We start from the raw sequence: 12,994 nt of genomic DNA on the forward strand, positions 1-12,994 counted from the left end.
AGGTAGTAAAACTAAAAATCATACTCTTTTAAAAGGGTAAAAAATCGTATTTTCGTTGTATGCCAACATCACTCGAACTTCAAGTACAAACACTACCGAACTCACCAGGAGTTTATCAATATTTTGATAAAGAAGATGTGATTATTTATGTTGGAAAAGCAAAGAATTTAAAGAAGCGAGTTTCATCGTATTTTACGAAGAATCATGAGAATGGTAAAACACGAGTTTTAGTCAAAAAAATTGTTCGAATAGAGCATGTGGTGGTAGATACTGAAACGGATGCGTTGCTGCTTGAAAACAACTTGATAAAAAAATACAAACCACGATACAATGTGTTATTGAAGGATGATAAGTCATATCCGTGGATATGTATAAAGAAAGAGCGATTTCCTCGCATATTTTCTACAAGAAGAGTTGTTAAAGATGGATCTGAGTATTTTGGACCTTACACAAATATGCGAACGGTGCATGCGTTGTTGGATTTAATTAAAGAGTTATACCCGCTACGTACTTGTAATTATGATTTAAGTCAGGAAAAAATTGATACGGATAAATACAAAGTTTGTTTAGAGTATCATTTAGGAAACTGTAAAGGACCTTGTGAAGGATATCAAACGGAAGAGGATTATTTAGAAGATGTTAGAGCAATTAGAAATATCATTAAAGGAAATTTTAAAGAGAGTTTACAGCAGTTTGAAAAAATAATGCTCGATTTCGCTGCTGATATGCAATTTGAAGAGGCACAAAAAATTAAAGAAAAGCTAGCTTCTTTACAAAATTACCAAGCTAAATCAACTATAGTAAATCCATCAATTAATAATGTAGATGTGTTTTCTATCATTTCTGACGAGTCGCATGGATATGCAAACTTTTTCAAAATAATGAATGGTTCAATAGTGCAATCCTATACCACAGAAATTAAGAAAAAACTGGAAGAAACGGATAAGGAACTTTTAGAGTTGTTTATTATTGAAACTCGTCAACGATTTAACTCGTTATCAAGAGAAATTTTTGTTCCCTTTAAAGTAAATGTGGGTAAAGATATTAAAGTAACGATACCTAAATTAGGAGATAAAAAACGTATTGTTGAATTATCTGAACGCAATGCAAAGTTTTACCGTCAAGAACAATTTAAACAAATAAAGATTGTAGATCCTGATCGTCATGTAAAAAGAATCATGGCGCAAATGCAAAAAGATTTACGATTAGGAAAAGAACCACGTCATATTGAATGTTTTGATAACTCAAATATACAAGGAACAAATCCTGTTGCTGCGTGCGTGGTTTTTAAAGACGGAAAACCAAGTAAAAAAGACTACCGCTATTTTAATATAAAAACAGTTGAAGGTCCTGATGATTTTGCTTCTATGGAAGAAGTCGTATATCGAAGATATAAACGATTATTAGACGAAGAACAGCCTTTACCACAGTTAATAGTAATTGATGGAGGTAAAGGACAGTTATCTTCTGCCTTAAAGAGTTTAGATGCTTTAGGTTTAAGAGGGAAAATAGCCATTATTGGTATTGCAAAAAGATTGGAGGAGATTTTTTATCCTGGAGACCCAGTTCCGTTGTATTTGGACAAAAAATCAGAAACACTTAAAATAATTCAGTATTTGCGTAATGAAGCACACCGTTTCGGAATTACTTTCCATAGAAATAAACGAAGTAAAAGCGCGATACAATCTGAATTAGAACAAATTCCTGATATAGGAAAACAAACTATTACTAACTTACTACGTAAGTTTAAATCAGCCAAAAGAGTAAAAGTAGCTACTTTTGAAGAACTGAAAGAGGTGGTTGGAAATGCTAGAGCTCAAAAAATATACAAACACTATCAAAAAAAAGGGAAATGAAAAAGTTATTAATTTTATTATTGCTGCCAATCTTTATGTTGGCGCAAAACCAACCTAAAGTAGGACTGGTATTAAGTGGAGGAGGTGCAAAAGGAATTGCCCATATAGGGATTTTAAAAGAGCTTGAAAAAGCAGGTGTACAAATAGATTATATCGGAGGTACAAGTATGGGGTCTATAGTCGGAGGTTTGTATGCTTCAGGTTATACTGCCGATCAAATTGAAGACGCTGTTCTTAAAACAGATTTCATTGATTTATTACAAGATAAAGTTTCTAGAAGACAAAAACCTTTTTTTAGTAAAGAACATGGTGAAAAATATGCTATTTCTTTGCCAATAAAAAAAGGTAACTTAGGATTACCTTTAGGTTTGTCTAAAGGACAGAATGTGTTAAATTTCTTGACAGAATTGTTAGCTCCAGTTGATGAGGTTACGGATTTTTCTAAATTACCCATACCTTTTTATTGTATAGGAACAAATATAGAAACTGGTAAAGAAGAAGTGTTAGAAAGTGGTTCGTTACCTCTTGCTCTTAGAGCAAGTGCAGCCTTCCCTTCATTATTAAATCCAGTAGATATTGATGGTAAGTTATTAGTTGATGGAGGAGTGGTTAACAACTTCCCTGTAGATGTAATGAAAAAGAAAGATGTTGATATAGTTATAGGTGTAAGCGTACAAGGAGAACTTTTAAAAAGAGAAGAATTAACATCTATAGCATCTCTGCTAATGCAAATAATTAATTTTCAAATGTATCAGAAATCAGATAAGCAGATTGAATTATTAGATATTTATATAAGACCTAATGTGATTGATTATAGCGTCATTTCATTTGATGCAAAGAAGGAAATTTTAGCGCAAGGAGAAAAAGTAGCTAAAACATATAGAGTGGTTTTTGATAGTATAGCAAAGATGCAACCTAAAAAAAATAAAATATCAAAAATATCACCTAAAGGAAAAAGATTTTTAGTTGATAGAATTATTATACAAGGAAATAAAAACTATACAAATAATTATATTTTAGGAAAGTTACAATTACGTGAAGGAGATAGTGTGTCCTATAAAGAAATTTCTAAAAAAATTAATACGTTAACAGCTTCAAAAAACTTTAAAAGAATAGACTATCATTTTGAGAAGTCTTTTGAAGGAAAAAAATTAGAGCTAACAGTTAAAGAAGAAAAAATACAATCTTTTTTACGATTAGGCTTACACTATGATTTGCTATATAAATCAGCTGTGTTATTAAATTACAATCATAAAAAAATGCTTTTTCAGAATGACGAGTTTTCTTTGGATGTAGGTGTAGGAGATAAAATTAGGTATAATCTTGAGTATTTTGTTGATAATGGTTTGTTACCAAGTTATGGCTTCAGAACAAGGTACAATGTGTTTAACAGTGATTTTATACATGATACAGAACTCATAAATGGGAGGTATAGAGATTTTTCTACTTCATTATACCTACAAACAACATTTGATAAAAAGTTTGCAATAGGTATAGGAGCAGAGCATAAAAATATTAATGCAAGCACACAAAATATTTCAACAGAAGGAAAAGAAGACTTTTTTGATAAAAGTAACTATGTAAACACCTTCGCATTTTTAAAATTAGACACTTACAACAAAGAAATGTTTCCTACAAAAGGCTTTTATGCAGATGTAGGGTTTAAGTGGTTTTTATGGTCAGATAGAGATAACCGGTTAGATAAATTAATAGAAAATAGTGGACCCTTTCATCAATTTTCTCAATTAGGAGGAACATTAGGGTTTGCAACAACTTTTTATGATAAGTTAACATTCCAATACACTTCGCAAGGAGGATACACACTAGGGAAAAAATCGTTTGAAATATTTAATTATCACTTAGGAGGTTACAATCAAAATTATATTAATAATTTTATTCCAATGTATGGATATGATACAGGAGGGTTAAATAATCAGTCTTATTTAAGATCAGAGTTTAACTTTCGTTATGAAGTTTATAAAAAGCACTATGCTATGTTTATAGCTAATTACGCACGTGTAGAAGAAGATATATTTGAAGATGGAGATTTATTTAAGAATACGAAGTCTGGATATGCAGTAGGGTACAGTGTAGAAACATTTTTAGGTCCTATAGAGTTAAAATATACATGGTCACCAGACCACTCAGAGAATTATTGGTTGTTTAACCTTGGTTTTTGGTTTTAAGAGATAAAAAAATCCCGTATCGTTTCGATACGGGATTTTTATTTCATAATAAGATTGCCTTACTTACTTTTTTTATTCTTTTTTAAATAGAACTTATATTGCAAGTATTGGTAAGCGTCTCTAGGTAATATTTTAATCCACTTTTTGTGTTGAACAAACCATTTAAAACGGATTGAATTAACGCCTTTTGTTAAATAAGCAGCTATAAACGGATGCACATTTAATGTGATTTCCTTATATTTTTTACCGCTATTTAGTATGCGTTCTAATTCAGCTTCTATTTTGTCTAATAACACAATAGGAGCTTCAACTTCTCCATTTTTATTTGGGTTTGGTTCACGTGTTTTTATCTCTAATTCAGGTCGTACACGTTGTCTTGTAATTTGCACTAAACCAAACTTACTCGGAGGTAAAATTTTATGTTTAGTACGATCTAAAGACATTGCATCTTTTAAATGCTGATATAATTTCTGTCTATTTTCAGCAGATTTCATATCAATAAAGTCAACAACAATAATTCCACCCATATCTCGTAACTGTAACTGACGAGCTATTTCACTGGCTGCAATTAAATTGACTTCTAAAGCAGTTTCTTCTTGGTTTAAGGACTTGTTAGAACGGTTACCACTATTTACATCTATAACATGTAAAGCTTCGGTGTGTTCAATAACTAAATAAGCTCCTTTGCTCATTGAAACTGTTTTACCAAACGATGTTTTTATTTGTCGCTCAATACCATATTTTTCAAAAATAGGTACATCAGAACGATGGAGTCTTACGATGTTTTCCTTTTCAGGATATATTTCTTGTAAGTACTCTTTAATTTCAACCTTAAGAGTTTCATCGTTGGTTACTATACTTGTAAAAGAATCATTCATAACATCTCTTAAGATAGAAGATGCTCTGTTTAACTCACTTAATATTTTTGTTGGTGTATTGTTATTAGCAATGCGTTTACACATTGTTTTCCAACGGTCAAGTGAGTTTTGTAAATCTTTGTCAAGTTCTGCTACCTTTTTACCTTCAGCAACAGTACGTAGAATAAGTCCAAACCCTTTAGGTTTGATACTTTTTGCTAATTTTTTTAAACGTTCCTTTTCTTTCGGATCTGCTATTTTCTGTGATACCGATATACGGTTAGAAAAAGGAACTAAAACTAAAAACCTACCTGCAATAGAAAGTTCCGAACTAATACGCGGACCTTTGGTAGATATAGGTTCTTTTACAATTTGTACTAATAAATTTTGACCTGATTTTAGTACATCATTAATACTTCCATCTTTGTTGATGTCTTCTTCAAAGCGAAAGTTTTTTAAAGTGAATTCTTTGTAATTACCCGTGCTTACTTTCTTAATGAATTTGTTTAAAGATTGTACTTGTGGTCCTAAATCGTGGTAGTGTAAAAAACCATCTTTAGGGTAACCAACATTTACAAAAGCGGCGTTTAAACCAGTCATTACCTTTCCTATTTTAGCAAGGAAAATGTCACCAACTGAAAAATTATTGTCGCTTGTTTCTTTGTTTAACTCAATAAGTTTACCATCTCTTAGTAAGGCGAAATCAATATCAGAAGAATTGGAACGAATTATTAATTCTGTTTTCATTCTGAATATGGTTTTGTGCCAACGAAAATTACGCAGACGGATTAAAATTTGTAAACAGGTATATGTTTATACCATTTTAAGGTGTTAAAACCTTACTGTCAATGAACGTAGCTTATAAAAGCAACGAAAAAGTAAGCTATTGCTTACTTTTTCTTATGACGGTTTGCTCTTGCTCTTTTCTTTCTTTTGTGTGTAGAGATCTTAGCTCTCTTTCTTTTTTTACCACTTGGCATAGTTAAAATGTTTTGTAAAACCTTTTAAATAAAGGTCTTGGGTTAATAATTTTTTAATTACTTAACAGCTACTTTTGTCTTCACTCCTTCAGTAAACACTTTAGAAGGTTTGAAAGCAGGTATATTGTGTGCAGGAATCTTGATAGTTGTATTCTTAGAAATGTTTCTACCAGTTTTTTCTGCTCTTGTTTTAATGATGAAGCTACCAAAACCTCTTAAATATACATTATCCCCATTCTCTAATGCATCTTTTACTTCGTCCATAAATGCTTCAACAGTTGCCAAAACATCCGCTTTTTCAATTCCACTTTTATCTGAAATCTTAGATACGATATCTGCTTTTGTCATTATAAATATATTTTTGTTTGTTTTCTTTAAAAAATTGAGGGTGCAAATATATGATAATTAATTCATTCCGGAAAAAATAAGAATAAAAATATCTAAATTAAATATACTAATTTTGCAACCACAATTTACATAAATGATTTTATCTAAGAAGTTAGTATGCTGGTATTTACAAAACAAAAGAGACTTGCCTTGGAGAAAAACTAAGGATCCGTATCGTGTTTGGTTAAGCGAAATTATGTTACAGCAAACACGTGTAGCACAAGGGCAGCCTTATTTTTTTAAGTTCACAAAAGCGTTTCCAACGGTGTTTGACTTAGCAAAAGCAGATGAAACTGAAGTGTTGAAGTTATGGCAAGGGCTAGGTTATTATTCACGAGCTAGAAACTTACATTTTACAGCTAAGTTTATAGTGGAAGAGTTGAATGGTGTATTTCCTAAAACATATAAAGAGTTACTCAAATTAAAAGGAGTAGGTGATTATACAGCTTCTGCAATAGCTTCTATTTGTTATAATGAACCAGTTGCTGTAGTAGACGGTAATGTTTATAGGGTTTTATCGCGTTATTTTGGTGTAAATACTCCAATTAATTCAATAAAAGGAATTAAAGAATTTAAAGAGTTAGCGCAAACGTTAATAGACGAAACACAACCAGGAGTATATAATCAAGCTATAATGGATTTTGGAGCGTTGCATTGTAAACCTCGGAACCCGTTGTGTAATGAGTGTCCGTTAGCTGACAGTTGTGTAGCTTTAGCAAAAAATCAAATAAAAGAGCTTCCAGTAAAAGAAAAAAAAATAAAAATAAAAAAACGATACTTTAACTATTTAGTGCCAGTTACAGAAAGCAACGAAACTGTTTTAGAAGAAAGAAAAGGGAGAGGAATTTGGCAAGGACTGTATCAATTTCCTTTAATAGAAACACAAAAGAAAACAAACGAAGAAGAGTTAATAGAGAATGAACAGTTTACAAAGCTTTTTCCTAAAGAAACAACGATTTCTCTTTTTAATAATGAAGACATTATTCATAAATTATCGCACCAACATTTGATTACTAAGTTTTGGATAGTAAAAACCATAGATGTAAATACAAAAACTATGGACTGGACTACAGTAAAAAAACGCCCTGTACCGGTGTTAATTGATAAGTTTTTAGAAGAATATTTAAACAAAGAATCTTAAAATTTGTATATTTGATTTTACACAAAACTATAAGGCTATGGCAGGAACAATAAACAAAGTTATTTTAATAGGTCATTTAGGAGATGAGGTTAAAATGCATTATTTTGAAGGAGGAAATTCAATTGGGCGTTTTCCTTTAGCAACTAATGAAACCTATACAAACCGTCAAACAGGAGAAAGAATAACAAATGTTGAATGGCATAATGTAGTAGTACGTAATAAATTGGCTGAAATCTGTGAAAAATATTTAACCAAAGGAGATCGAGTGTATTGTGAGGGGCGTATAAAAACACGTCAGTATGAAGTTGATGGACAAAAAAGATATACAACCGAAATTCATGTGCAAGACATGACGTTCTTGTCTACAAAAAAAGACCCGAATAATGCGCAGTCAAATGAATCACCAATTCAAGGGAACTCTAACCCCACACCACCAAGTGTAGCTAAAGAAGAAGATGATTTGCCATTTTAGTTTAATTAAATTTTAAAAATTGGACCCAGAACCCGAACCTTTACTTTTAGTATTATCAAGTTTTGATTGGTTGACTGCCATCAACTGTTTATTGCTACTTTTATTATTGATTTGTTCTGCGTTAGTTTCAGGAACTGAAGTTGCTTTTTTTTCTATTTCGCAAACTGAATTAGATGAGCTATCAACAAATTCAAAAGAAGAAAATACCGTAGTAAAACTCCTTGATGATCCAAAAAAATTATTAGGAACTATTTTAATAACTAATAACTTTATTAATATTCTTATCGTGTTGCTTTTTGCAAGTATTGGTAAAGTGTTGTTTGCTGGATTAAATTATGAATTAAACTTTTACTTTTTTAACGTATCAGTACTTTTTTTAGTTGAAATAGTACTTATTACTTTTTTAATTTTATTGTTTGGTGAAGTGTTGCCAAAAGTATATGCTAGTAGAAAATCATTACAGTTTGCTGAGTTCATGGCTAAGCCTATTCAGGTATTAAATACGTTATTAACTCCGTTAAGCCTGCCATTAATCAAAATAACAAGCGTTGTTGAAAATAAGTTAGGGAATAAGAATAATAATCTTTCTGTAGAGCGTTTGTCACAAGCGTTAGAGTTAACGTCTGATGATGCAACAACGAAAGAAGAACAAAAAATTTTAGAAGGAATTGTAAGTTTTGGGAATACTGAAACGGTACAAATTATGAAGCCTCGAACAGATGTATGTGCAATAGCAGATGATACTAGTTACGAAGAGGTGTTACAAACTATTTTAAAAAACGGATATTCAAGAAATCCAGTATATCATGAAAGTATTGATAATATTACTGGAGTTTTATATGCTAAAGATTTATTAGAGCACTTGAGTAAGAAAACGTTTAAGTGGCAAAAGTTGTTGAGAGAACCATTTTTTGTGCCAGAAAATAAAAAACTAGATGATTTGCTAGTAGAGTTTCAAGAAAAGAAAAAACATTTGGCAATTGTAGTCGATGAGTACGGGGGTACAAGCGGAATTGTAACATTAGAAGATGTAATAGAAGAAATAGTAGGTGATATAAATGATGAATTTGACGATGAAGACCTCACTTACTCAAAACTTGATGAAAATAATTATATTTTTGAAGGAAAAATAACTATTAAAGATTTTTGCCGTGTCTTAGAAGATGAAGATGAGGAAAAATTTGAAGAGGCTAAAGGAGAAAGTGAAACTATAGCAGGTTTTATTTTAGAAGTCTCAGGTAAATTTCCAAAAAAAGGTGAAAAAATAAACTTTAGTAATTATACGTTTACTATTGAAGCGTTGGCTAAAAAACGTATAAAACAAGTAAAAGTTACCCGAAATGCGTAAACTCTCTTTGCTGATATCAGCAATATTTTTAATAAGTTGTGGTGAGGAAACCTTGCCTAAGCCAAAAGGTTATCTAAGTTTAGAGTATCCTCATAAAACCTACAAGAAAGCAAATTTAAATAAACCGTATACGGTTGAAATAGCTCAAATAGCTCAAGCTAAAGATTTGCCAAAAAATTGGATAAAAGTTGAATATCCAAGTTTAAAAGCCTCGGTAGATATTACGTATCGTCCCATTGAAGGGAATTTAAGAGAGTTATTAATAGAATCTGAGAAACTAGTATTTGAACATGCTATAAAAGCAGATCAAATTACTGCTCCAGTTGAATATACAAACCCAAATACAAAAGTTTACGGGAGTTTATACCAAATTCTAGGGAATGCTGCTTCACAAGTGCAATTTCATGCAACAGATAGCTCTAAACACTTTTTAAAAGGCTCTTTATTTTTCTATACAAAACCAAATTATGATTCTATTTTACCAGCAGTTGAATACATTAAAAAAGATATGATTCACATGATGGAAACATTAGAGTGGAAGAAGTAAAGTGTTATATTAGCTAGATGAAAAAGATATTTTTATTTTGTGTATTTGTTCTTGTGTCAGAATTTTGTTTCTCACAATCTGATATTTCTTTTGAAAAAGGAGTTAGAATTGTAGAGAAAAAAAGACGGAAAATTTTGTTACACCAAAATCAATTCTTTTTATATTCGAAGGGGATACACATTTAATTAATTACTATTTAGAGCTTAGAGAAAAAATAAAAAAAGAAGCTAGAAAAAATAAAATAAAGGTAGGGTTTAATTATGAATTATCGTCTACAGATCCTTTAAAGGAAGATTTAGAGTCCATTCCGAAAAAAAGAAAGAAAAATTAGATTATGAAACGACTTGTACAATATCTTCTTCTTTTTCTAGAACTCCAGAAAGATGGGGTAAATATCAAAGTATAAAAAAAAGAAAGACACAGCATTTTTTAAATTTTAAAATAAAGAATATAAAAAATGAAGAAATATTTACTTGTAAGTTAGATATTCATGCGTATTATACCATTGTTACAGAAAGTAAAAAATCAAGTAAATTGTTTTTTGAGTTAATTACTAATTAATAGTTCTTAATTTATTTTGTATGATTGAAGCCACAAATAAAACTGTAACCCGAATAAAATAGCACCTGATAATAAGTGTATAGCTTGGGTTCCTAAAGGAAAGTCTGCATAGTACATTAAAATACCTGTAATTGTTTCCAAAAAGATTAAGAATACTATCCAATTTACTAGTTTGTAACCTAAATTTTTCACCTGATTTAAGTAAAATAATCCCAAGTTAACCAATACAATAGCTATAGTAAATGAACGATGGATATAAAATTTAATGTTCGGATCCATCAAGCTATAATGTTTGTTTTCAAACCCATGTAGTTTTACTTGTTCGTCAATAAATTGGCGTACCTGAGTTCCTAAAGCAATTTGAATTAATGAAAATATAGCTGAAAGAATTACTAACTTACTAAATAATGAATTGTATTTGTAGGATGTTTTTTTTCGATCGGAAACAATGTAAAGCAGCCATAATAACAAAGCAACAATAACTAACCCTCCAACCATGTGAATGGTAATTATTGTTGGTTTTAAGTTAGAATCTACTACAGTCTTACCAAGCCACGCCTCAAATAACATCAAAAAGAATGCTCCGAATGATAAAAGCGTAATTTGTTTGTTTTCTTTCCAAAATTTAACAGAAACAAAAATTAAAAATAGAAAAGGAATACCCGCCAAAGCAGAACTCAATCGGTTAATGTACTCTGTCCAGGTATGAAATTTATTGAATTTTGCGTAGTCGTGCTTTGTGTATTTTTCCCAGTTACTGCTATTGAACTCTTGAGTAGTTTTTATATCGTGTCCTGCTACAAATAAGACTTCATCTTTTACGATAATTATCCCTTTTTTATATTCAGAATCAGGTTGCCATGTAATTTGTTTTTCAGAGGTCGGGGGAATGTAATATCCAAAACACTTTGGCCAATCAGGACACCCCATTCCTGAACCTGTCATACGAACAACTGAACCAGCTAAAAAAATAACATATACCGCAATTAACGAGATTTTTACAATGAGGGTAAAGTGTTTTTTCATCAGAAGAAAATTTTAGCAAAGATACTTAAATGGCATAAAAAAAGCTCCTAATTTTAGGAGCTTTCGATATTGTTTGAATTAACAATTATGCTTTTTTGTTTTCAGTACAACAAGCCATAGTACAACCTTCTTTACAAGCTTTCTTTTCAGTCTCGGTTTTTGTACAACACTCTTTTTTGCAATCGGTTTCACAAGATTTTTTGTCTGCTTTTTTAGCAGCGCAACAAGCCATTGTGCAATCTGTTTTACAAGTTTTTTTAGCGGCTTCTGAAGCCTTGTACATATCACCACTTCCAATTCCTTCAACAAAAGCAATTAAATCAGCTTTACTTGTTTTGTTAGCATCATATTTTATAGTTGCAATACTATCGTTAAAAACAACGTTTGCTTCTAAAACACCTTCTTTCTTACTTAAGTCAGAAGCTATTTTTCTAGCACAACCTATTTCACAAGTCATTCCTGAAATATTTAGTGAAAGATCTTTAGTGTCAGCAGCAATTTCCGTTTTTTGCTCCTGAGTAGCTTCCTCTTTTTTAGCCTCATTTTTACATCCAACAGCTAAAAAGCTTACGATGGCTAAAATGAATAATATTTTATGAATTTTCATCATTTTTATTTATTGAGTTATTCAGCAAATTTATCAATAAAATCAAAAATAAAAACAGAAATAAACGACTTTTGTGCTTAAATTAATTGAAAATGAATAATCAACAACAAAAATGGTTGTTTTTAATAGTGCTTTCGCTAGTTTGGGGAAGTTCTTTTATTTTAATGAAAAAGGCATTAATTGGATTAACTCCAATTCAGGTAGGTGCTTTACGAATGTTAATTACAGCATTTTTTTTATTGTTAGTTGGGTTTAAGAGTTTAAAAAGAATTCAAAAAAAACATTGGAAGTATGTGATAATTACGGCTGGTTTAGGAACTTTTTTTCCTGTATTTCTATTCGCATTTGCAATACAGGGAATAGATAGCTCAATAGCTGCTATTTTAAATTCGCTTACACCCTTTAACACTTTTGTTTTTGGAGCATTAGTTTTTGGGTTTTCTTTTAAAAAGAAACAATTAGTTGGAATTTTAATAGGTTTAATAGGTACTTTAATTTTAATTTTAAAAGGAGCAGAGTTAAATCCTAACCAAAATTATTGGTATGCATTATTAGTAGTAGTTGCATCAATAGGTTATGCTTTTAACGTTAATACAATAAAAAAATACTTATTTGATTTGGATGCTTTAGCAATTACAGTTGGACATTTTGTAGTGCTTACTGTTCCAGCATTCTTAGTTTTAGCTTTTTCTGACTTTTTTTCAACTTTTGAAATAACAACAGAAACTACTTTTGCATTAGGTTATGTAGCAATTTTAGCTGTTGTAGGTACAGGAGTAGCAAAAGTGTTATTTAATAAAATGGTACACTTATCTTCACCTGTTTTTGCTGCTTCTGTAACATATTTAATTCCAGTAGTTGCTGTGATGTGGGGAATTATTGATGGAGAAAAGTTAAGTTTAATTCAGTTGTTAGCAGGAGGGATTATTTTGTTTGGTGTTTGGTTGGTTAATAAGGCTAGATAGCTTTAAAATTACTTAAAATAAAAAAGAACCAAAATATTGCATTTTGGCTCTTTTAGTTTTT

At 30.7% G+C, this 12,994-nt stretch carries 11 protein-coding genes; 7 read left to right on the top strand and 4 right to left on the bottom strand.

Going from position 1 to position 12,994, the window contains the following annotated elements; all coding sequences use genetic code 11:
- Positions 1–59: 59 nt before the first annotated feature.
- The gene (uvrC, locus tag MK851_RS01960) at positions 60–1,856 is read left to right on the top strand and encodes an excinuclease ABC subunit UvrC (protein WP_320240964.1); all 1,797 of its coding nucleotides are present in this window, start codon (positions 60–62) and stop codon (positions 1,854–1,856) included.
- A complete protein-coding gene (locus tag MK851_RS01965; RefSeq protein ID WP_320240966.1) occupies positions 1,853–4,042 on the top strand; it encodes a patatin-like phospholipase family protein in 2,190 nt (729 codons plus the stop codon). Before uvrC ends, MK851_RS01965 begins: the two co-directional genes overlap by 4 nt.
- A gap of 59 nt (positions 4,043–4,101) precedes the next feature.
- Here MK851_RS01965 and MK851_RS01970 read toward each other — a convergent pair whose 3' ends face one another.
- Both MK851_RS01970 and MK851_RS01975 read right to left on the bottom strand, forming a co-directional pair.
- A complete protein-coding gene (locus tag MK851_RS01970; RefSeq protein WP_320240968.1) occupies positions 4,102–5,646 on the bottom strand; it encodes a ribonuclease E/G in 1,545 nt (514 codons plus the stop codon).
- A 290-nt stretch (positions 5,647–5,936) separates the two neighbouring features.
- Positions 5,937–6,227, bottom strand: coding sequence for an HU family DNA-binding protein (locus MK851_RS01975; RefSeq protein ID WP_028891679.1), 291 nt, complete (start codon positions 6,225–6,227; stop codon positions 5,937–5,939).
- A 133-nt stretch (positions 6,228–6,360) separates the two neighbouring features.
- Here MK851_RS01975 and mutY point away from each other — a divergent pair, with 133 nt between their 5' ends.
- The 4 genes from mutY to gldD are packed head-to-tail and all read left to right on the top strand — an operon-like array spanning position 6,361 to position 9,774.
- A complete protein-coding gene (mutY, locus tag MK851_RS01980) occupies positions 6,361–7,407 on the top strand; it encodes an A/G-specific adenine glycosylase (protein WP_320240972.1) in 1,047 nt (348 codons plus the stop codon).
- A gap of 37 nt (positions 7,408–7,444) precedes the next feature.
- Complete coding sequence (locus MK851_RS01985) at positions 7,445–7,879, top strand: single-stranded DNA-binding protein (RefSeq protein WP_320240974.1); 435 nt, start codon at positions 7,445–7,447, stop codon at positions 7,877–7,879.
- 19 nt (positions 7,880–7,898) lie between these two features.
- Positions 7,899–9,227 carry a gliding motility-associated protein GldE gene (gene gldE / locus MK851_RS01990; RefSeq protein ID WP_320240976.1) on the top strand — a complete coding sequence of 443 codons (1,329 nt, stop codon included), beginning with the start codon at positions 7,899–7,901 and terminating at the stop codon, positions 9,225–9,227.
- Positions 9,220–9,774, top strand: coding sequence for a gliding motility lipoprotein GldD (gene gldD / locus MK851_RS01995; RefSeq protein WP_303505088.1), 555 nt, complete (start codon positions 9,220–9,222; stop codon positions 9,772–9,774). Before gldE ends, gldD begins: the two co-directional genes overlap by 8 nt.
- Before the next feature lie 567 nt (positions 9,775–10,341).
- Here gldD and MK851_RS02000 read toward each other — a convergent pair.
- Positions 10,342–11,361, bottom strand: coding sequence for a COX15/CtaA family protein (locus MK851_RS02000; RefSeq protein ID WP_320240979.1), 1,020 nt, complete (start codon positions 11,359–11,361; stop codon positions 10,342–10,344).
- 85 nt (positions 11,362–11,446) lie between these two features.
- On the bottom strand, positions 11,447–11,971 hold the full coding sequence (locus MK851_RS02005; RefSeq protein ID WP_320240981.1) for a cation transporter: 525 nt from the start codon (positions 11,969–11,971) through the stop codon (positions 11,447–11,449).
- A gap of 89 nt (positions 11,972–12,060) precedes the next feature.
- On the opposite strand from MK851_RS02005, the gene MK851_RS02010 reads away from it, so the two are divergent.
- Positions 12,061–12,933, top strand: coding sequence for a DMT family transporter (locus tag MK851_RS02010; RefSeq protein WP_320240983.1), 873 nt, complete (start codon positions 12,061–12,063; stop codon positions 12,931–12,933).
- Positions 12,934–12,994: the final 61 nt, after the last annotated feature.

The organism is Tenacibaculum sp. 1B UA (assembly GCF_033978845.1).
Taxonomy (GTDB): Bacteria; Bacteroidota; Bacteroidia; order Flavobacteriales; family Flavobacteriaceae; genus Polaribacter.